This is a genomic window from Streptomyces sp. NPDC020875 (assembly GCF_040641415.1).
Classification (GTDB): domain Bacteria; phylum Actinomycetota; class Actinomycetes; order Streptomycetales; family Streptomycetaceae; genus Streptomyces.
The window spans coordinates 38,721-58,291 of record NZ_JBFADP010000033.1; the positions used below are offsets into that span (position 1 = coordinate 38,721).

A 19,571-nucleotide genomic window follows, 5' to 3' on the forward strand; every position below is an offset into this window, starting at 1 on the left:
GTCCGCCGCGCTCCCGGACGTCGGGCAACCCATGAAATGAGGGAAGGATCACCGGCCCCGGGTCCCGGGCCGGTGATCCCCCGGACCGGCCGGGTAAGGTTCGCCTTACCTCGCATCGTCCCGGGATCTGGAGGCTCGATGAACCGACGGACCGTCAAGGGCGGAGCCGACGGCCCGATATGGGGGGTCGCGGAGTACGGGGATCCCTCGGGGCGCGTACTCCTGCTCCACCACGGATCGATCGGATCCGCCGTACTGCCGGACTTCTGGGACGACTACGCGCGGGCCGCGGGGGTCCGGCTGATCGCGGTCGAACGGCCCGGATACGGTCTGACCCCGCCTCTGGAGATGCCGTCGATCGCCGCGTGGGCCGCGCTGATGGAGCCCGTACTCGACGCCTGCGGCGTCACCGGGTTCGATGTGGCCGGGATCTCGGCCGGTGCGCCCTACGCCTACGCGCAGGCCGCCGCGCCCGGCTCCCGGGTCCGGGGGGTGTGGGTGCTCAGCGGACTGCCGTACGTGATCGACGACGGCGTACGGAGCCACTACCCGGCCGAGGCGCTGGCGGTCTGGGCGTTCTACCGCGACACCCCGAGGGACGAGCTGATCGCCCACTTCGCCGAGGCCGCGCCCGGCTGGGCCGAAGCCTTCGCCGCCCATCCGACGGCCCGGACGGCGCTGGCGGAGATGGCCGGACACGGCTGTCTGGGCCCGGCCCGCGAGGTCGAGCTCCAGACCAGGCCCTGGGGCTTCACGCCCGGGGACGTCCGCCGGCCGGTACGCCTCTGGCACACGCCCGACGACGACATGGTGCCGTACGATGCGGTGAGCGCCACGGTCGCGCTGCTCCCGGACGCGGTCCTCACCCGGCAGCCTGAGCCGACCCACGTACCGAGCGATACGACCGTTCGAGCCCTCTTCGCGGAACTGGCCGCCGAGTAGCTCCCCCCTCCGGCGTCCACCGGTCCTCCCGCCCGCCCCCTTTTGTCATCATGCCGCTTTTCATACCGCAGTCGCGGGAGGTCTCCTCGGTGCGTGCCGTCGTCCTGCCAGGTACGCGTCCACTGGACCGGCTGGCCGCCGGGCTGCTGGCCGCGGGGCTGCTCGCCGTGGTCACCGGGGCCCTGCCCGAGGAGGCGGCGGTGGACGCGACGGTGCGGGTGCTGCCCCTGCTGGTCTTCCTCGGCTCGGTGATCGTCCTGGCGGAGCTGACCGGGCGGGCGCGGGTCTTCGACGCGATCGCCACCGGGGTGGCGCGGGCCGGACGCGGCAGCTATCCCCGGCTCTTCCTGCTCTGTGTGCTCTTCGCCTCCACCGTCACCGTCACCCTGAACCTGGACACCACGGCGGTCCTGCTGACGCCGGTGATGCTGGCGCTCGCCGCCCGGGTCGGGCTGGCGTCCGTACCGCTGGCGATGACCACGGTGTGGCTGGCGAACACGGCCAGTCTGCTGCTGCCGGTCTCCAATCTGACGAATCTGCTCGCCGCCGACCGGGTGGCGCTCTCGCCCGTCGAGATGGCCACCGTCATGTGGGCGCCGCAACTGGTCGCGATCGTGGTCACCATGGCGTGTCTGTGGGGCTTCTACTGGCGGCGGGCCCACCGGGAGCTGGGGGGCTACACCCCGCCGCCCCGGCAGGTGCCGGACGATCCGGTGCTGTTCCGGGTCTGCGCCCTGGCGTGCGGGGGCTTTCTGCTGGCGCTCCTGGTCGCCGAGGTGCCCCTGTGGTCGGCGTCGCTGACGGCGGCCCTGGTCGTGGTGGTGGCGTTCGCGGTACGCCGCCGGGAGGAGCTGGCGCTCTCCCTGATCCCCTGGCGGCTGCTGGTACTGGTACCGGGGATGTTCCTGGTGGTGGAGACCGTCAACGCCCATGGGCTGGACTCGCTGCTGACGGCGGCCATGGGCTCGGACGACGGCCTCGTCGGGATGCTCCGCTCGGCCGCCGTGGGCGCGGGCGTCTCCAACGCGCTGAACAATCTGCCCGCCTACATGGCCGGGGAGGCGGCCGTGCCGGTGGAGAACGCGAATCAGTTGCTGGCCCTGCTGGTCGGGGTGAACGTGGGTTCGGTCGTCACGCCGTGGGCGTCGCTGGCGACCCTGCTCTGGTTCGAACGGTGCCGGGGGTACGGGACGGAGATCGGCCTCGGGCGCTTCATGGGGACGGGTCTGGTGCTGGCGGTGGCGGCGACCTCGGCCGCGACGGTGACACTGGCGCTGGTGGTCTGAGCCCGCCCGGTACGGGACGCGCCCGCGGCCCGCGACGGGCGGCCCGGGGCCGTCAGCGGGTGTCGCCCCGGGTGATGGCGCGCAGGGCGGGGAGTTCGCCGGCCAGCGCCGGTTCATGGGTCCGCGCCAGGGCCGTCAGAACGAGGGCGACCGCGACGGCGCCCGGGTCCGGCAGCCCCCGGGAGCGGTCACCGGTATAGCTGGCCCGGCCCCGGCGGGCGGTGAGGGCCGCCGTGGCGCCCGCCCCCTCGATCGCCGCGCGGGCGGCGGCGGTCACGGTCCGGCCGGGATCGGCCGTCGGGGTGAGTTCCAGGGTGTCGGCCGCCGGGGCGAGGGCGTCCACCAGGGTGCGGTCGCCGGGTACCGCGCCGCCCAGGGCGGTGATCCTGAGGAGGGCCTGGCGCAGGGCGGCGGCGATGGCCGGGAGGTCGGCGGGGGCCCGGTCGGCGGTGGTGGCCAGGGCCGTGAAGAGGATCCCGAAGAGCGGCCCGCTGGAGCCGCCGACCCGGTCGCGGAAGGTCTCGGCGAGGGCGTTGGCGCCGGGGACTCCGGAACGTTCAACCAGCCGGACGGCCGCCGCGACACCGCCGCAGAAGTTGTCGCCGAAGTCGCCGTCGCCACTGGCCTGGTCGAGTTCGGTGAGGTCGGTATGGGTGAGGGCGCAGATCCGGTGGAGTTCGCCGAGGAACCCGCCGCCGGGTCCGGCCGGGTCCGTAGCGGCCCTGCCGGGGAAGCCGCCGGTGACGGGGGCGGGGGCGGGCGGGGTGACCTCGCAGGCCCGGGCCGCCGCGGCGCCCGGCAGCCGCAGGGGGGTGTCGGTGGGGGCGTCCCACAGTTCGGCCCAGCCCGGTTCCAGGGCCGTGAGGGTGATGCTGAAGCCCGCCATGTCGAGGGCGGTGACATAGGTCCCGGCGGCGAGCGCGTGGACGGCGATCCCGCGCGCCCGCAGCTGCTGGTGGACGAGCGCGCTGACGATACGTATCTCCAGATCGCTGGTACTGCCCAGGTTGGAGACGACCGCGATCACTCCGTGCGGCCCGGCGGGCACGTCCGCCAGGAGTTCCCCGGTCATCCGGGCGACCAGCAGTTCCACCCCGTGGGGTCCGGTGACGGTGTGGGCGGCGCGCTCGCCGTGGATACCGACGCCGTAGTCGAGTTCATCGGGCCGGAGGTGGAACGCGGGCGATTTGAGCACCGGTGAGGTGTGCGCCCGGGCGCAGACGGCGAGACTGCGGGAGGCCAGGGCGATCCGGCCGCCGAGTTCGGCCAGGGCGTCGAGTCCGGCGCCCCGGTCGGCCAGGGCGCCCAGCAGTTTCTCCACCACCACGGTGGCGCCCGTGCCGCGCCGTCCGGCGGCCGTGCCGTCGGTGGCGAGGTCGTCGTCCACGACGACCTCGGCGACCTCGATGCCCGCGGCGCGTATCTGCTCGGCGGCCAGCGCGAAGTTGATCCGGTCGCCCGTGTAGTTCTTCACGATGTGCAGCACTTCGCCGCGCCCGCCGAGGTCGGCGGCGGCGAGTGAGGCGGCGGCGATCTGGGCGCTGCCGGGTGAGGTGAAGACGGCGCCGGGGACGACCGCGTCCAGTCCGCCCGGGCCGAGCAGACCCGCGTGCAGGGGTTCGTGTCCGGCACCGCCTCCGGCGACCAGGGCCACCCGCCGCTCCGGGGCGGGCCGTCTGGCCAGCAGATAGAGGGGTTCCACGGACAACGCGATCCCGGGATGGGTGAGGGCGAGTCCTCGACCGGCCGTGAGCACGGCCTCGTCAGCGGGGAGAAAGTAGCTCATCGTACCTCCAGTAGGGTGAAACCACTGGTACGACGGCGCCGTTGGGTGCGGTACGCGAGGATCGCGCGCGGGCGCCGGGCGCTCCGCCTTCTGGACGACTGTAAGCCGGGCGGTGCGGATCGGCGCGAGCAAGGGGGCGTACGCATCGGCGACGCCCCGGGCGGGAAATCCCCTATTTCCCGGCCCCCCGTTGCTTCGGCGGGCGGTCAGCCGATGCCGTGGCTATCCTGGTTCGTCCAGCCGCTGATCCAGTGCCCGAGTTCCTGGTCGGCCAGGGAGGAGACCCAGGCATCCGCCAGTTGCAGCCCTTCCGGTGACGGATTCTCCCCGATACCGATCACCGGCATTCCGGCACACACCGCTGAGCGAATTCCGCAGAGGGAATCCTCAATGGCGAGGCAGTCCGCGGGGTCGAATCCGCACCGCGCGGCGGCCTCCTCGTACACATCGGGTTCGGGTTTGGGGCGTACGGGTCCGCCGGGGACGACGACATGCCGGAAGTGCCGGAGCAGTCCGGCGCTGTCGAGGCAGCTCTCCACCACGTCCTGGGGGCAGTTACTGGCCACCGCGATGGGGACCCGGCCCGCCGCGGAGGTGACCACTTCGGGCGCTCCGGGGCAGGTGGTGGGCTCGGCTGCGGCGAAGGCGCGGAAGGTCCTGAGCAGGTCCTCGGTCATCTCCGCGGCCTTTCTCGGCCGCCCCGCCATGGTGGCCATGAGCCGGCCGCACTCGGTGTAGTGCACCCCCTGGGCCAGTTCGGCGAACTTCTCGTCGGGGACCACGCGATGGTCGTCCAGCACTTTCCGTCGCGCGTCGATCCAGTGCCTCTCGCTGTCGAGCAGGGTGCCGTCGCAGTCGAACACCACGGCCCGTGGGGACCATTGAGGGCTTCTGTTTTTCAGCATGCAACCACCTTCCGATGGTTTCAGCGGAATCGAACTCCGAATGCCGTGAGCGCTACTCAGGCGCTTTACCGGCGCGCATCGAAGGCGGGCCGTACCGGAGTCGACAAAGTGACTCTTGGAAAGTTATTTGCCACTACAGCCGGAGTCAAGATGCATTCCGAAAGTGACACAAGCCGAAGATGCCCGACCCCGAACAGCAGGTAAATTAAGTCCTATCATCATTCTTCGGAGCCCCGGCATTTCGGGTATATTGATTTTGTTTCAGTGCGAAACTGAGCGCTTGATCGATGCATATATGTCCCCCGGGATTATGTTCCTGAAAGGAAGGAAATCGACACGCCGGGGTACGCCGCCCGGCCCGCCGGGCGGCTTCCCGGGTGCGGGCGCGCCGGGCGCGGGGGACCATCGAAGGGGTGCCGGGGGCGTGTCACCGGGGGGTGTCAGCGTCGTGAGCGGACCCGAGGAGGACCCGGAGATGGTGCCGAAGCCGGATACGGATGTCGTACGGGAGCTGGTCGACCGCTACGACACGCTGACGGCGGAACCGTCCGCCCGGGCGGACTCCTCGATCCGGCTGGAGGGGATCGTCTACACCCTCTGCGTCATCACCGGGACCCGCCGGGAGTCACAGGCGCTCACCGCCGCGCGCGGACTGATCTCCGCGCGCGGCGGACGCCGGCCGGGCGGCCGGGGGGCGGCCTACTTCCAGCCGTAGAGCATGTACGGCGGGTACGGGTCGCAGTAGTAGTCGGGGATCAGCCAGATGCTGACCAGGTACCGGCCGGTGGACTGGCAGGCCGAGTACGACGGGTGCGTCCCCATCGGGACCCAGCCCGAGGCCGCTCCGGGCGCCGCCGCCGGGGCGGTCGGAACCTGCGCCGCCCCGGCGGCGGGCGCGGTCAGCAGTGCGGCACCGGTCAGGGCGAGCGCCGCGCAGACGGCGGAGAGCCGGCCTGCCGGGGAGGGCTTTCTGGTCAAGGACATGACGAAGTGCACTCCTTTTCCTGTCGTCCCGGGGGGCCGCCGGGGGCCGTTCGCCCCGGGGCCGACCCGAGCTTGGCGGTGTTCGGGGCGCGGGGCAACGGGAAGCGCACGTTCCCGTTCACCGGCGTCCAACGGCATCGAACGTCATCGCACGGCACCTGAGCGGGTCGGCGTTCAGCCGGTGGTCTCCGGGGCGCGGCCGGGCCGCCGCCGGACCAGCCAGATCCCCGTGCCGATCCCGATCAGGGCCACACAGCCGGTGAAGATCAGCCCCGCCCTGACCAGTCCGAGCGTGACGGCGAGGGCGCCCACCCCGATGACCGGGACCGAGATCCCCGTATAGGCGACGACGAAGAACGAGGAGACGGTGGCGGCCCGGTGGGCGGCGGGCGCGGCGCCGCTGACGGCCGTGAGCCCGGCGCGGAAGGCCAGCCCCTGGCCGAGCCCGCCGCACATACCGCCGATGATCAGCAGGGGCAGGGACCGGGCCCACAGCGAGCCGCCGACCATCAGCACTCCGGCGACCAGGACGAGACAGCCGAGCGGCAGGGCCGGGTTCGAACCGGCGGTCGCCGGGATCCGGGGGGTCAGGGCCTGTCCGGCCGTGGAGGCCAGGAAGACCGCGAAGACGACCGCGCCGCAGACGGCGAGATTCCGCTCCCCCAGCGTCTCGGCGAGAAAGCTCGGCGCGACGGCCGTGAAGAGCCCCAGCAGGGAGAAGCCCGCGAACGCGGCGACGGCGGCGGGCGCGAAGACGGGCCGGACCTCCGGGGGGACGTACAGCCCCTGAGGTACGGGCCGTGCCTTCGGCCGGGGGTCCGGCACGGTCTCGGGGAGCAGCAGTACCACGGTCGCGGCCACGGCCAGCAGCCCGAGGTGGACCAGGAAGGGCAGGGTCAGCGGGGCGGGCGCGTACTCGGCGAGGAAGCCGGAGAGCAGCGGTCCGCAGCCGAGTCCGCCCATGTTGGCGGCGGTCGCGGCGAATCCGGCCCGGGAGCGGTGGGCCGGGTCGGCCAGCTCCAGCACGGTCACGGTGCCCGCCCCGCTGAGGAGCCCGGCGGAGAAGCCGGAGAGCACCCGGCCCGCGTAGAGCAGTGGCAGTCCGTCCGCCAGCAGAAAGCATCCGGCGCTGGCCGCCGCGAAGAGCAGGGCGGCCAGGAGTACGGGCCGGCGGCCCGCGCGGTCGGAGTGGCTGCCGACCAGGAGGAGGGTGAGGATCACCCCGACGGCATAGCTGGCGAAGACCACGGTCACGGTCAGCTCGGAGAAGCCGAGTTGTTCGCGGTAGAGCCCGTACAGCGGGGTGGGCAGGGTCGTGCCCGCCATTCCGGCGGCGAAGACCCCGGCCGCGGCGAGATATCCGGGGCGGTGGCGCGGACGGCCCGCGGGGGCGCTCATGGATGTGTTCGCGGGGCCGGGCTGACGGTCGGTCATGGCGGTCAGCCTAAAGATATCAACCGTCTTCTCATCGGATAACCCGCTTTTCCGGCGGAAAGTCGTTGATTCCGTGATGAGTCTCTACGCAGCCCGGCTCCCGGCTCCCCACCGGGGTGCTCGGCGTGCCCGGTCCGATCACCCGGTCCGACCGCCCGGGCGGCGCCCGGCCCGGCGAACCGGTCCGTGGAGGCCCCTCTCGGAACGGCCGCCGACACCGCGGCCCGTCCACCGCCGCCCCGGGCCCGGCGGCGCGCCGACCGGTGCCGACCGCGTACACCTGTTCCCCGGGATCGTGGCACGATGTGGCCACGGGGGCCGTGGGGGGTCCCGTACGGGGAGCGGGGGTTGCTGCGCCATGGGGTACACGGTTCCCACGGGTGCGCGAACGGCGCCGGACAAGGAGCGAGAGCGGCAGATGCCCATTTCGAGAACGGCCGGCGGGCCGGGCCGGGGACTCCTCCCGGCCGTCGCCGCCATCGGCGACGGCACAGGCACGACCGGCCACCGCGCGGGCCCGGCCCCGTACCCGGGAGGCCCTCGTGTCTGATCTCGTCCCCGGAGTCGCGGCGTCCCTGCTGGTCGGCGGAAAGATCTTCAGCCAGACGAACCTGGTCGGCGACGGGGAGCCCCGGCTGCACCCGGCCGTCCGGGAGTTCTTCGACGCCCTGCCCGTCGAGCTGCGCGAGCCCTTCATCGGCTACTGCGCCGAAACGGCGCTGGTCTCCGACCAGTTGTGGGGCCTCGACCAGGCCCGGACCGACGGTGGTACGACCACCCTCGCCGAGGCGGCCCCGCACTTCGCGGGCGCGGCGCTGGTCGCCCGCAAGATCCGGGCCGAAGGCGATCCCGAGCACGGTACCCCGGCCCCGGTCTGCCGCTCCTGCGGGGCGCTGCTGGACCGGCTCGGTATCGACGTCGTCGCATGACCGCCGGTGCGGAGAGCCTGGCCGCCGCCGGATGGTTCGAGGGCCGGGACGTCGGCGTCGAGGCCCAGTTGGCGGCGTTGAAGGCGGTGACGCTGGCGGAGCCGGTGGTCGGCGGGGCGGCCTGGGAGATGTTCCCCGCCGCGGACCGGGCGCTGCGCGAGTTCCACGGGCTGCGGCTGGCCCCGGCCGGACCGGGCCTCGACGTCGCCGGCACCGGCTGTGTGGTGGACCCGGTGGCGGCCCGGCACGCGCTGCGGCCGTTCGCCCGGCTCGGCCGGGCCACCGGCGCGCGGCTCTTCCCCTTCGGCCGGACCGACGCCGACGCGCCGCTCGCGGTCGACGAGGAGGGGCGGCTGTTCGCCGTCGACCACGGGGGCCGCTGGCAGCTCGGCGAGACCGTACGGGAGGGGCTGATCGCCCTGGCCGAGGGCCGGGCGCCGCACCGGGTGGCCGCCCGCAGCTGGACCTGGGACGCGCCGTCGGAGCCGGGGGTGACCCCGCTGCTCAACGCGGTCCGCGCGGCGCTGGTCGCCGTCTACGTACTCCATCACCGGGACGTGTTCAGCGCCCGTGAGCTGCGGCTCACCGTCACCCCGCTGCGGGGCGTCGGGGCACCCGTGATCGACGGGCGGGGCGTACCGCTGCCCGGCGGCTCCCTGACCGAGAGCGCGGAGCCGGTCACGGCGGCGATGACGGAGCTGATCGGCGCGGCGGGCACCACGGCGACCGGGGCCGAACTGCGGGTGACCGTGCCCGCGCCCGGGGACAGCCGCGCCCCTCGGTCGTCCGTGGTGGCCACGGTGCGAACCGGGCACGCCGCGGCGGCCCCCGGGGCGGTCGAGCTGTCGCTCGCGGCGGGCGCGGGCGCGTCCGTCGGCGGAGCCCGTACCGCCGTACTCGGCTGTGCCGACGATCTGACCCGGTACGCGGGCCCCGCCTCCGCCTGAACGACCCGTCCGGGGCCCGGGGCGTCCGGGCCCCGGTAGCGGCGCGCGAGGGGCTGCTGATCCGCCGCGCCGCCAATGGTGCGAACCATTGCCATCGCTTGGGCATACGCCGGGGGCACGTTCGGCACGCCCCTGGGCACACTGACTGCATCCGGGGTTTGAGCCGTTCGGGGGACGGCCAACGCCCCGTCCGGCGCGACTCCCGCACCGTCGAACGGCCGTATCCGGCCGGTCGGACGGCGCGCCGGACGGTCTTTCCGATACGTCCCTCCACGGTCCCGCTCCGATGGCGCGCGCCGCGCGCCGGCCCCGAACGCACCCAGTAGGCACATCCACTGAAGGAGAGTCATGTCCTCACGGAAGTTCCTGTCCGCGCTCGGTGCCGGAGCGATGGTGCTCGGCGGGCTCGGCGCCGTCGGCGCCCCCGCCGCGTCGGCCGCCCCGGCGTCGCCCGCGTCGGTCGTCCGCCCGCTGATCAGCTGCACCCCGGAGAACGTCGACGGCTATACGGGCCGCACCTCGTGCACCAACCTGGGCACGGTGTCGGCCTACCGCGTCCGGGTCACCTGCCGCCGGACCAACGGCACGCTCTTCACCGTCTACGGGGTGTGGAGAGTGGCCGGTTACTCGGTGGCGACCTGCTCGACCACCGGGGCGGCGACGGTCTGGAGCGTCGGTACGGACTACTGAGGCGGGCGGTACGCCGCACTTCCTCACCGCGCCGTGAGCCGCGAGCCGCGGGCCGGGTCCGCCCGGCCCGCGATCGCGGCTCCGGCGACCCGCCGCGGGGGACGTGTCCGGCGCCCCGGGCGCGATCCTGGTCTCCGCCATGCCGCCGGGCCCCTCCGGTTCCCGGCCCGGGGAATTCCTGTCGGACCGCGCCCGCGGGATTCTCCGTACGGCTCTTCCGGTCATACGAAAGGCCCCCTCGCGGAGGGGGCCTTCGCATGTTCAGTGCGTTACGGCGATTCGACGGCGGTCAGCACCACGGGGTGTCCGGGAGTACGTGGTCCGGATAGTCGACGTAGTAACTGGCCATCCAGCCGCTGAAACTGGGCCTGATGACATAGACCCAGTACGGGTTTCCGCCCACGGTCTGGCTGCCGCGCTTTTGACAGTACGCCTCGAACGGCTGGCCCGGGCTGACCCGGCCCCGGACGTTCGGGCAGTTCGCGACCGACGGCGAGTTGTTGCAGCGCGCGTAGTCGGCGTTGTTGTGGCGGACGTTCACATTGGTCGCCCAGGTCGTGAACGTGCGCTCGATACCGTCGCCCGCGGTCCGCACCACGGGACGGCCGTCCGGCGAGACGGCGTCCGTTGCGCCCGCGGGGGCGGTCGCGGTCAGTCCGGTCCCGAGTGCCAGAACCGCGGCGACGAGCATTGATCCGATTTTCATGAAATCCCCCGTCCGACCGGTGGCGTCTCCACCGCAACCGGACGGTCCCATAGTCCATGCCGAAGAACAGGGCCATGAAGGGACAACTCGGCCAAGGAATTCCCTCGGCGAATTCTAAGGGAATACAAGTGCAGTTGTTCGAAACAGATGCGATGAATCGAATCTGCGCAATAAATGCGGCCCTACGATATGACCGGAGGGGCGGTCCGCGCGCCCCGGCCCGGCGGCCCTTACCCGGCCCGTCGTCCCCCGTGTCCCGGGCGCCTCGTCCGTACCGGGCGCGCGGAACCGGGGACGGCGGCGCGGTGGCCGAAATCCATCCGGCCCGCCAGCCGCCACCCCCATGGGGGCGCAACTGCCACCAAGGGGATAATGCCCAGGTGAGCAGCGCCGTTCCCCTCCCGTCCGAGCAGATACCCGAGGGCGCCGCCGCATGGCGCTCGGCCGATGCCGGGAGGTGGTCGGCGGCCGGTCCCGGCCCCTGGACCCATCCCCTGCTCTCGGTTCTCGTCCTCGTCGCGGCCCTGGTGTGGTCCATCGCGAACAGCCCCGACGAACCCTGCACGGCGGCCCGGCCCTGCGGCATCTTCTGGGACGAACTGGCCGCCCTGGCGCTCGCCCTGCTCGCCGCGTTCTGGATCGTGCGCGCGCCCCGGATCGCCCTGGCACTGACCGCCGGATACACGGCCTGGAGCACGACGGCGGCCCTCGGCCTGCTGCGGCCGGCCCCGCACCCCCTCCGGATCGAACCGGACACTGCGTCCTCGTACCCGGCCGTCGCCGCCGCGGCCTTCGTGACGGCGACGCTGACGGCCCGGCTCGTCGCCGAACGCCGCCGTCGGTCCATCGTGGAGGCCGTCGCGGGGGCGGATCGGCATCCGCTGCCGCCGGACGTCCCCGACCCCCGGCGCGGACTGCTGCGCTCGGCGCTCGCCCCCGCACTGCTCGCCGCCACGGCCTTCGCGCTCTGGCAGTCGTCCCAGGAGGTCGACGCCTACGAGCGGCGGGCCTCGGCGGCAACCAGGGTGACCGCCGAGGTCGCCGCGGCCGACGCCGACCCGGACGACCTCGGCCGGCTGACGGCGATGGGCCCCGACGGCCGCCGGTACGCGCTGGACACCGCCTTCCCCGAGCACTACCCGGTCGGTTCCGAGGTGGAGCTGGTCGTGGACGGCGACTGGATCCGGCTGGTCTCCGAGCCGTACGACCTCTTCGACTGGGAGCTGACGGTCCTGCTGACCGCATTGCCGGGGCTGGCCCTGCTGACCGAGGGGCTGACCGGTCTGCGGCAGTTCCGGCGGCGGCAGCGGGACGCGTTCCCCGTCCTGCGGGTCCACGTCAGACCCGACCGGGACGGCCGCCGGATCCGGGTCTTCGCGGCCGACGACCGGGCCGCCGCCCGCCCGCTGTTCCTGCTCCGCCCCGGACGGCTGGAGTCCGTCGGAAGCGGCGGGCGACGGCTCACCGAAGGCCCGTCCTGGGAGGTCCGCGAGGGCCTCCTGTACGGCGTACCGCTGCCCGGCGCCGATACGGCCCTGGTGGCGACGGGCGCGTCGGGCGTCTTCTCGACGTACGCCGCCGGACCGTCGGCGTACGGCCCGGGCCTCACCCGGGAGCGGACCCGCCGCAACCGGCACATCGGACGCCCCGTGGCCGAGGTCGCGGCGGAGCTGGCCGCCGGACCCGTTCCGCCCGCCGAGCCCCGGATCTGGACCGCCGACCCGGTCTCCCGGGTGGTGGGCGGCTTCTTCCTGCTGATCTGCTCGGCGGGTTCCGTCCCCCGGCTCGTCTCGGAGCTGTCCCTCTCCTGGTTTCTGGCGCTGCTCGCCTTCCCGGTCTTCGCCACGCTCGCGGCGACCGCGCTCAACTGGCGGATCTCGGCGGGCCGTACCGGTGTCCGGCTGGCCGGGGCCTGGCGGGTCCACCAGGTCCCCTGGGACGAGATCGCCGGGATCCGGCACACCGACGACGGCGTCTACGTCGAGCGGACCACGGGCGACGAACTCCGGCTCGGCCCGGTGACGTTCGGGCCGCTCCAGAAACTCCTGGGCACCCCGTCGTCGGCCCGCCGCGCGGCGGACGAACTGCGGGCCCTGTGGCATCGGCCCGAGCTCCGTCCCGTACGCGACCCCGACGGCGACGGCCTCCGCCTCGGCCCGCCGCTCGTCCTGATCGGCACGGCCGTGATCGTCGTCCTCCGCGTGCTCTGACACCGGGCCCGGCCGCCGGGCTTGACCTTCCAGCCGCTCGAAGATCCATCATCGTCGTCATGACCGACAACGGCCCCATGGCACACCCCCGCACCCCCACCGACGCGACCACGGACGCGGACGCCGACGGAACACTGATGAGCATCGGCGCCTTCGGCCGCCGGGTGGGCCTGGCGCCCAGCGCCCTGCGGTTCTACGACGACTGCGGGGTGCTGCGTCCCGCGGCCGTGGACGAGTCCACCGGCTATCGGCGCTACTCGCCCCGGCAGGAGTCCCGGGCCGTGCTGATCCGCCGGCTGCGGTCCGCCGGACTGCCGCTCACGGACGCCCTGGTGGTCCTGGACGGCGACGATCCGGCGGCGGCCCGGAGCGTACTGGAGGAGCATGCCCGGCGGGCCTCCCGTACCGCCGCGGCGGCCCGGGATGCGGTCGGCGGCATTCTGCGGGAGCTGCCGGGGGCGGCACCCGGCGCCGGGGCCCGTACGACCGTCGGCGGCGCCGAGTTCGCGGGCGCCCTGCGCCAGGTGGCGCCCGCGATCGCCACCGGGGCCAGGGGCGAGGAGATCCCGGCCCTCGGCCGGATCCTGCTCGAACTGACCGGGGCCGAGCTACGGGTCGTCGCCACCGACCGCTACCGGATGGCGATCCGCACCCTGCGGCCGTACAGCGGAACCGGAGAGCCCGACGGCACCGGTGGATCCGACGGCACCGGCGGCACGCCCGTACGGCTGACGCTCGACGGCGGGCGGGCGAAGGAGATCGCCGCCTGGGCGCTGCGGCTGCCGACGGTCACGGTCTCGCCGAAGACCGGACTCTCCGGCGGGGACCGGGTCCTGCCGCTGCGTCCGGACCCGGACGGCGAGTACCCCGACTACCGCGCGGTCCTGGCCGCTCTCCCGCCCGTACGGCACCGGATCATCGCCGACCGCGACGCGCTGCGGACCGCCCTCACCGACCGCGACGCCAAGGGGTTCGTCGTGCTGCGCGCCGAGGGCGAGCGGCTGCTGCTCGTCCATCACCCGGCCGACACCTCAGGCCCCGGGGGCGGCGCGGAAGTCCCCGGCGGTACCGACGGCGCAACCGCGGCACCGGAAGGGACCGCGCCCGGCGGCCCGGCCGGTCAGGAGGTCCCGGCCGTGCACACGGGCGTGCCGCTGGCGGTCGCCTTCGACCCGGAGGTCCTGCTGCCCGCGGTGGCCGCCGGGGTCGGCCCCGACGTACTGCTGGAGATCTCGGCGGCCGACGGCCCGGTCGTGGTCCGCTCCGCCGACCAGGGCGATTTCACGACCCTGGTGATGCCCGTCCGGCTGCCCGGCTCGGCGGACGACGACTGAGCCGGGCCCGCACCCGCACGGCAGCGGGTACGGCTACCCGCGCCGGGGCCGGGCGGCGGTGTCCCGAGGGGTGGTCAGCTCCCCGCCGGGTACTTCGACAGCACCTTCCCGCGGTCGTCCGCGAGCAGATATCCCGTCTCCCGGTAGTCGTTCATCAGATAGACGCCCAGGCCGGGAGGGGTGCCGAATGTCTTGTTCGCCGGTTTCACCACCAGATAGCGGGTGGTGATCTCCTTCACCTTCAGCTCCTTCTCCGCCGTCCGGACGAGGCCCGGTACGACGTCCCAGTCGAACCGGCTCAGTGAGACCGGCCGGTTGCCGCCGGTCTCACTGCCCCGCAGAACGCCCTTCCCCAGGCCCCGTTCGTCATATGTGTACGAGTCGTAGCGGGTCTCGCTGCCCCCGACCGCGACCCGGAAGAACACGTACTGGGAATAGACGGTCATCCCGAACACCCGGTCGTGTCCCAGTTCCTCGCGGAGCGCCACGACGGACTCACGGATGCGTGCCGGAGTGAGATACGACGACGCGTTCTCGCCGGAGCCCTGGTCCGGGGACGGACCGCCCGTCCGCCCGGTCGCCTTGCCCGGGGCCGAGGAGCCCGGGGAGCCGGTCCCGGAGGATGTCGCGGCGGGCCGGCCGTCCGTGCCGTCGCCGTCCTCGGGCAGGGCGGACCACACCACGGTGGCCGTCACGGCGGCACTGAGCACGACGGCGCCGACCGCCAGCCGGGTCCGCAGCCAGGACCGCCGGGGAAAGGCCCGGGCCGCTCCGCCGTCCGCCGCACCCGGTCCGGACACGGGCACGGTGCCGGTGCCGGTGGATATCGGCTCCGCCGCGCGGCCGGGCGGCTCCGGCCCCGCGTCCGGCGCGGGCGTCGGCGGGGCGAGCGGATACGAGGTCGCGACCCCCGTCCCGTACGGCCCCGTCCCGTACGGCCCGGTGCCGTGCCGCCCCGTCCCGTTCCCGGCGGCGCCTTCCGTACCGGCGTACGCGGCGGGCTCCGCCGGAACGGTCCCGGCGGCCGGACCTCCGCCTCCGGCGACCTCCGCCAGCATCCGGTCGAGGGCTTCCCCGTCGGGCCGGTCGTCCGGCTCCTTCACCAGCACGGCCGTCAGCACACCGGTGAGCGGCCCGGCCCGCTCGGGCGGCGGTACGGACTCGTTGAGTACGGCCGCGAGGGTCGCCAGCGTCGTGCCCCGGCGCAGCGGATGGCGGCCCTCCACGGCGACGTAGAGCATCATCGCCAGCGACCACAGGTCCGACGCGGGCCCGCCGCGCTCGCCGGTGATGCGTTCGGGTGCCATGTAGTCGGGGGTGCCGATGATGGAGCCGGTAGCGGTGAGCACCGTCGACTCGCGGATGGCGGCGATCCCGAAGTCGGTGAGGACCGGGCGTCCGTCGGGCCGCAGCAGCACATTGGCGGGTTTGACGTCGCGGTGCTGGATTCCCGCCGCGTGGGCGGCGCCCAGGGCCGCCAGCACCTCCCGGCCGAGCCGGGCGGCCTCCGCCGGGTCCATCGTGCCCCGGGCCAGCCGGTCCGCCAGCGATCCGCCGGTGACCAGCTCCATCACCAGCCAGGGATAGGTGTCCTCGCCCCCGGCACCGCCGTCGCCGCCGTCGACGATGTGGTGGATGGTGACCACATTGGGGTGGTCGACCCGGGCGAGGGCCCTGGCCTCCCGCAGTACCCGGGCCCGTAGCGCGCGGGCGGCGTCCGGGTCGTACTCGGCGAGCGCCGGATCGGGGGGCCGGACCTCCTTCAGGGCCACCGCCCGGTCGAGCAGCAGATCGCGGGCGCGCCATACCGTGCCCATTCCGCCGCCGCCGAGCCGGGCCTCCAGGGCGAACCGGCCGTCGACGACCCGGGCGCCCGGCGCGGCCGAACCGCCGGGCCCGCCGGGCCCGTTTCCGCCGCCGGTGCCTGGGGCCGGTCCGCCGCCCGTTCTGTCATGGGTTCCGTGGTCGGCGGCGCCGTTCGCGCCGCCCTGTCCGCCGCTCATGGCGGGGAGCATACGAGAACCTTCCGACAGCCCGGACCGGACCGGCCCCGCGGTCGGCGCGAACGGGCCCGCCGGTCAGGGCTCGAAGTGTGCCAGGGCGGTGTCGAGCAGTTGCCGCTCCAGGGGGCTCTGTTCGGCGGAAGCGCAGGTCAGTACGGCGTAGATGGTGTCGTCGGTGGCCGTGAAGACCCGTTCGACGCACTCCCGCACACCGCCCGTCTCGGCGCTGTCGTAGGCGTAGACGAGTTCGGCGGCGTCGCCGGACGGGTTCTCCGGGCCGCCGCTGACCGGGCCGACGCTGCGTTCCTTGTAGTCGGCGGCCCGGCGGGCCAGGTCCTTGTTGGCGTAGTCGACGGCGTCGGCCGGGGTGTAGCCGGGTTCGGTGATCTCGAAGATCTGGACCAGGGCGGTGCCGTCGGACGAGGTGTAGAAGACGCTCGCGCCGACCGTCGTACGCGACCAGTCCTCGGGCACGGCGAGGGTGAAGCCCTCGGGGTCGGTGGTGACCCGGTAGCCGTCGGGGGCGGCGGCGGTGCCGGTCGACGCGCTGTCGGACGGGGACGGATCGGCCGAGGGCTCGTCGGACGGAAAGTACGGATCGTCGCTCGCCGAATCCGAAGGCGATGCCGACGGATCGGTGGTGCTCTCGCCGGACGAGGCGGCGGCCGAGGCGGACGGTCCCGCGGTCGGTTTCCCGTCCTCGTCACCGGGTCCCACGGTGAACCAGAGGGTGGCCGCGATCCCCACGGCGGCCACGGCGGCGGCGACGATCGCCACGACCGGGGCGCGCCGCCCGGGGTCGGGGGGTTCGCCGTCGTCGGCCTCCCCGCCGCCGATCCGGAACGAAAGCTCGGTGTCCGGCGCCGGGAGTCCGGGCGCGAACTCCGGGGGCGGGGGCACCAGACCCGACGGGCCCCCGTCCCCGCCCTCGGCCTCGCCCTTGGTGCCGTTTCCGGCCCCGTCGCCCGCGTCGTACCGTGGGTACGCCACCGGTTCGGGGCCGGGCTCCCAGCGCTGGCTGTCCGGGTTCCAGTGGCTCTCACCGGCCATCTCAGCCTCCGACGAGGGCGGTGACCAGTTGGGCCACGGCGACCCCGGAGCCGAGGGCGCCGACCCATTCACCGGCGGCGGCCAGCGATGTCCGCAGCCGTTCGAGCCGGGCGGGCCCGGCCGCGCCCGCCGAGCTGATCTCCTCCTCGGCCTCGACGAGTTCGGCGTCGAGTACCTCGATCGCCGGGGTGGGCACCAGCCGTTCCAGATCGGCGCGGAGGGTGCGGACCGCTTCCAGCAGTTCGAGCTGGACCGGGTCGCCGGTTCCGCTCGTGGTGTTGTTGACGGTGGACGCCCTGGCGTGGGTGCCGAACGCGAAGGCGCTGTTGTTCGCCGACCCGATGTGGACGGGCGGTACCGGGTCACCTGCGCCGCCCGCGGCGCGCTCCGGGTCCCCGCCGTGGTCAGTCGTCCTTGTCGCCATGCTCTGCCCCCTTGTTGAAGTTGGCGACTTTCGCCGTGCTGTTCTCGCCGAATCCGAAGGCGCTGTTGTTGGCGCTGTCGATGTAGACGCCTCCGCTGACATTGATGATCTTCTGTTCGAACTCCTCGGTCTGCCAGCCCGCGTCCCGCAGGGAGTACTTGACGCCCTCGGTGACCCGGTCCTGGATGCTGCGCAGATAGCGCACCACGTCCATCTGCTGGAACAGGGATCCGCCGCCCTCGGCGCCCAGTTCACGGACGGCGATCGCGGGACCCTCGGGCAGGGCCTCGGCATAGCCGCCGGTGTAGCCGTCCCAGCTCTCGACGGTCGTCCGGTAGACGGTCCCCACACTTGAGGTGAGACTCGCCGGGGTCCGGGCCACCGCCCAGGCGATCTTGCCGAGCACCCCGCCCGCCGTATAGCGGTGGGCGTCGCGCTCGGCGTCGCGGAAGGCGGACCGCACCGGCTGGAGCACATGCGGCGCGAACTCCAGCATCAGCATGCCGCCCTGGGTGTGCACCCGGACGAAGACGGTGACGACGATGTCCTCGTGCCAGCCGCCGACCCGGATCCGCAGGAAGTGCCGCCGGGCCTCGCCGCCCTCCTCGACGGCGGCCCGGTGATGGGCCTCGATGGCTTCGGGGTCGTAGGGCGCGCTCCTCCGGCCGGCGATCCCGTCGGCGGGCAGGAAGACGACCTCGTCGGTACGGAGCTCCCGGAGCCGGTCGCGTACCGCGTCGGCCGCGTCCGGCGAGTCATGGGGCGCGGGCACGGTCAATGCCTCGACCAGCGGCCGGACCCGTTCGATAACGGTGCGATTGTCCAGGGTATCGGGTTCACGCCCCTTGCGGGGCCGGAGTTCCACGGTGAGCGTCCACGGCTGGAACGCCTCACCCGCACCCCGGAACGGGCTCTCCATGTGGTACATGACCAGCGGCGCGTGCTGCTCCTCGCGGATCACCGCCAGCCGCAGCCGCCGGCCGGGAGAAGCGGACCGCTCGGCCGGGTCGTCGGCGGCCTGCGGAAAGCGGGCGGCCGAGAGCGGACCGGTCAGCAGCTGCGCCACCTGGGCCCGGCGCATTCCGACCAGGAAGACCAGGCCCGCGTAGAGGAAGACGGCCAGCAGGGCGTAGCCGTGGGGGCGTGCGCCGGCGTCGAAGAAGGAGAACAGATCGCCCAGCGACGCCGTACCGCTGTCGCCGGCCGACTCGCCCGAGCTGTCGGCATCGTCGTCCTCGAAGAATCCGCCGATCCCCCGGACCAGCAGCAGTACCAGCAGATAGGCCAGCAGCAGCCGGGCCGACCAGCGCAGCAGGGAGAGCACGGCCCGGCCCGCCGCCGGGGTCTTCCGGCCGGTGGAGTCAAGCCGGGCGATCAGGGCGAGGATCAGACTGGGGATCATCAGTACGAGGAACTGGCCGCCGGTCAGCGGGATCGCGACCACCCAGAGGGCGAGGATGCCGAGGGACCAGGCGAGTTCGCGGCGGCGGGCGTGATGGGCGTGGGCGAGGACCCGGGCCGCGTCGATCCCGAAGGAGGGCGCTGTGAAGCGCTCCTGGTGGACGCTCAACTCCTCGATGACCTCGGAGCGGAAGCGGTCGTCGGTATGGACTCCGGTGCAGAGATAGCGGCAGGCGTCGCTGGCTTCGGGCGCGACGGGTTCGCGTAATCGGCTCCCGCCCCGCTTCCCCGGCTCCGCACCTGCTGGGCCGGGCACCGCGATACGAGTCACAGTCGGCTCCGTTCTGGGTGGAGGTGCAGGATCGTATGACATGCACAACGCGTCAGGGGTGCCGTTGGACACTTTCGGCGGGGCGGACCCGGCCCACCTGCGGGGATGTCGTCGGCCCGCTGGGGCCGGGGGCCCGTTTGTCGGTACGGGTGGCTGCGCTTTCCGTCGTACGGCGGCCGGAGCCGGGCCGCCCGCCCGTCGAAGGGGCG

General features: G+C 73.6%; 17 protein-coding genes. 8 read left to right on the plus strand and 9 right to left on the minus strand.

What is annotated here, in order from left to right; all coding sequences use genetic code 11:
• The first annotated feature begins 138 nt into the window (after window positions 1-138).
• Window positions 139-942: an alpha/beta hydrolase gene (locus AB0G74_RS20145; RefSeq protein WP_361148058.1), complete on the plus strand. Its 804-nt coding sequence runs from the start codon at window positions 139-141 to the stop codon at window positions 940-942.
• Window positions 943-1,064: 122 nt separating this feature from the next.
• The gene (locus tag AB0G74_RS20150) at window positions 1,065-2,228 is read left to right on the plus strand and encodes an SLC13 family permease (RefSeq protein ID WP_361148143.1); all 1,164 of its coding nucleotides are present in this window, start codon (window positions 1,065-1,067) and stop codon (window positions 2,226-2,228) included.
• A gap of 52 nt (window positions 2,229-2,280) precedes the next feature.
• Here AB0G74_RS20150 and AB0G74_RS20155 read toward each other — a convergent pair whose 3' ends face one another.
• Together AB0G74_RS20155 and AB0G74_RS20160 are read right to left on the minus strand one after the other, a co-directional pair.
• The gene (locus AB0G74_RS20155) at window positions 2,281-4,014 is read right to left on the minus strand and encodes a dihydroxyacetone kinase subunit DhaK (RefSeq protein WP_361148060.1); all 1,734 of its coding nucleotides are present in this window, start codon (window positions 4,012-4,014) and stop codon (window positions 2,281-2,283) included.
• A 206-nt stretch (window positions 4,015-4,220) separates the two neighbouring features.
• Window positions 4,221-4,919 carry an HAD family phosphatase gene (locus AB0G74_RS20160; RefSeq protein ID WP_361148062.1) on the minus strand — a complete coding sequence of 233 codons (699 nt, stop codon included), beginning with the start codon at window positions 4,917-4,919 and terminating at the stop codon, window positions 4,221-4,223.
• 448 nt (window positions 4,920-5,367) lie between these two features.
• Here AB0G74_RS20160 and AB0G74_RS20165 point away from each other — a divergent pair, with 448 nt between their 5' ends.
• Window positions 5,368-5,634: a DUF5133 domain-containing protein gene (locus AB0G74_RS20165; protein ID WP_361148064.1), complete on the plus strand. Its 267-nt coding sequence runs from the start codon at window positions 5,368-5,370 to the stop codon at window positions 5,632-5,634.
• Here the strand turns inward: AB0G74_RS20165 and AB0G74_RS20170 are convergent.
• Both AB0G74_RS20170 and AB0G74_RS20175 read right to left on the minus strand, forming a co-directional pair.
• On the minus strand, window positions 5,619-5,903 hold the full coding sequence (locus AB0G74_RS20170; protein ID WP_361148066.1) for a hypothetical protein: 285 nt from the start codon (window positions 5,901-5,903) through the stop codon (window positions 5,619-5,621). The genes AB0G74_RS20165 and AB0G74_RS20170 overlap by 16 nt on opposite strands.
• A 174-nt stretch (window positions 5,904-6,077) precedes the next feature.
• Window positions 6,078-7,301, minus strand: coding sequence for an MFS transporter (locus AB0G74_RS20175; RefSeq protein ID WP_361148145.1), 1,224 nt, complete (start codon window positions 7,299-7,301; stop codon window positions 6,078-6,080).
• 578 nt (window positions 7,302-7,879) lie between these two features.
• Between AB0G74_RS20175 and AB0G74_RS20180 the strand changes: the two genes are divergently transcribed.
• The 3 genes from AB0G74_RS20180 (at window position 7,880) to AB0G74_RS20190 (ending at window position 9,903) form a co-directional block, all read left to right on the plus strand.
• The gene (locus AB0G74_RS20180; protein ID WP_361148068.1) at window positions 7,880-8,266 is read left to right on the plus strand and encodes a YwqJ-related putative deaminase; all 387 of its coding nucleotides are present in this window, start codon (window positions 7,880-7,882) and stop codon (window positions 8,264-8,266) included.
• Window positions 8,263-9,213, plus strand: a complete 951-nt coding sequence (locus tag AB0G74_RS20185) for an SUKH-3 domain-containing protein (protein WP_361148070.1) — start codon at window positions 8,263-8,265, stop codon at window positions 9,211-9,213. Before AB0G74_RS20180 ends, AB0G74_RS20185 begins: the two co-directional genes overlap by 4 nt.
• A 348-nt stretch (window positions 9,214-9,561) precedes the next feature.
• Complete coding sequence (locus AB0G74_RS20190; protein ID WP_361148072.1) at window positions 9,562-9,903, plus strand: hypothetical protein; 342 nt, start codon at window positions 9,562-9,564, stop codon at window positions 9,901-9,903.
• A 289-nt stretch (window positions 9,904-10,192) separates the two neighbouring features.
• On the opposite strand, the gene AB0G74_RS20195 is transcribed toward AB0G74_RS20190, so the two are convergent.
• The gene (locus tag AB0G74_RS20195) at window positions 10,193-10,609 is read right to left on the minus strand and encodes a hypothetical protein (RefSeq protein ID WP_361148074.1); all 417 of its coding nucleotides are present in this window, start codon (window positions 10,607-10,609) and stop codon (window positions 10,193-10,195) included.
• A 380-nt stretch (window positions 10,610-10,989) separates the two neighbouring features.
• Here AB0G74_RS20195 and AB0G74_RS20200 point away from each other — a divergent pair, with 380 nt between their 5' ends.
• Window positions 10,990-12,819 (plus strand): hypothetical protein, encoded by a 1,830-nt coding sequence (locus AB0G74_RS20200; protein ID WP_361148076.1) that lies wholly within the window; start codon window positions 10,990-10,992, stop codon window positions 12,817-12,819.
• A 59-nt stretch (window positions 12,820-12,878) separates the two neighbouring features.
• Window positions 12,879-14,153 (plus strand): MerR family transcriptional regulator, encoded by a 1,275-nt coding sequence (locus AB0G74_RS20205; RefSeq protein ID WP_361148078.1) that lies wholly within the window; start codon window positions 12,879-12,881, stop codon window positions 14,151-14,153.
• 74 nt (window positions 14,154-14,227) lie between these two features.
• Here AB0G74_RS20205 and AB0G74_RS20210 read toward each other — a convergent pair whose 3' ends face one another.
• From AB0G74_RS20210 to AB0G74_RS20225, 4 genes are all read right to left on the minus strand, one after another.
• Complete coding sequence (locus tag AB0G74_RS20210; RefSeq protein WP_361148080.1) at window positions 14,228-16,156, minus strand: protein kinase; 1,929 nt, start codon at window positions 16,154-16,156, stop codon at window positions 14,228-14,230.
• 75 nt (window positions 16,157-16,231) lie between these two features.
• Window positions 16,232-17,206 carry a hypothetical protein gene (locus AB0G74_RS20215; RefSeq protein WP_361148082.1) on the minus strand — a complete coding sequence of 325 codons (975 nt, stop codon included), beginning with the start codon at window positions 17,204-17,206 and terminating at the stop codon, window positions 16,232-16,234.
• A gap of 1 nt (window position 17,207) precedes the next feature.
• Window positions 17,208-17,630 (minus strand): hypothetical protein, encoded by a 423-nt coding sequence (locus tag AB0G74_RS20220; RefSeq protein ID WP_361148084.1) that lies wholly within the window; start codon window positions 17,628-17,630, stop codon window positions 17,208-17,210.
• A complete protein-coding gene (locus tag AB0G74_RS20225) occupies window positions 17,611-19,362 on the minus strand; it encodes a hypothetical protein (RefSeq protein WP_361148086.1) in 1,752 nt (583 codons plus the stop codon). Before AB0G74_RS20225 ends, AB0G74_RS20220 begins: the two co-directional genes overlap by 20 nt.
• Window positions 19,363-19,571 lie beyond the last annotated feature (209 nt).

What these genes read in the sequence shown, in the direction of transcription:
- AB0G74_RS20145 (WP_361148058.1), top strand. Translation starts at nt 139, where the DNA reads ATGAACCGACGGACCGTCAAGGGCGGAGCCGACGGCCCGATATGGGGG.
- AB0G74_RS20215 (WP_361148082.1), bottom strand. Translation starts at nt 17,206, where the DNA reads ATGGCCGGTGAGAGCCACTGGAACCCGGACAGCCAGCGCTGGGAGCCC.
- AB0G74_RS20155 (WP_361148060.1), bottom strand. Translation starts at nt 4,014, where the DNA reads ATGAGCTACTTTCTCCCCGCTGACGAGGCCGTGCTCACGGCCGGTCGA.
- AB0G74_RS20170 (WP_361148066.1), bottom strand. Translation starts at nt 5,903, where the DNA reads ATGTCCTTGACCAGAAAGCCCTCCCCGGCAGGCCGGCTCTCCGCCGTC.
- AB0G74_RS20160 (WP_361148062.1), bottom strand. Translation starts at nt 4,919, where the DNA reads ATGCTGAAAAACAGAAGCCCTCAATGGTCCCCACGGGCCGTGGTGTTC.
- AB0G74_RS20175 (WP_361148145.1), bottom strand. Translation starts at nt 7,301, where the DNA reads ATGAGCGCCCCCGCGGGCCGTCCGCGCCACCGCCCCGGATATCTCGCC.
- AB0G74_RS20185 (WP_361148070.1), top strand. Translation starts at nt 8,263, where the DNA reads ATGACCGCCGGTGCGGAGAGCCTGGCCGCCGCCGGATGGTTCGAGGGC.
- AB0G74_RS20220 (WP_361148084.1), bottom strand. Translation starts at nt 17,630, where the DNA reads ATGGCGACAAGGACGACTGACCACGGCGGGGACCCGGAGCGCGCCGCG.
- AB0G74_RS20210 (WP_361148080.1), bottom strand. Translation starts at nt 16,156, where the DNA reads ATGAGCGGCGGACAGGGCGGCGCGAACGGCGCCGCCGACCACGGAACC.
- AB0G74_RS20195 (WP_361148074.1), bottom strand. Translation starts at nt 10,609, where the DNA reads ATGAAAATCGGATCAATGCTCGTCGCCGCGGTTCTGGCACTCGGGACC.
- AB0G74_RS20205 (WP_361148078.1), top strand. Translation starts at nt 12,879, where the DNA reads ATGACCGACAACGGCCCCATGGCACACCCCCGCACCCCCACCGACGCG.
- AB0G74_RS20190 (WP_361148072.1), top strand. Translation starts at nt 9,562, where the DNA reads ATGTCCTCACGGAAGTTCCTGTCCGCGCTCGGTGCCGGAGCGATGGTG.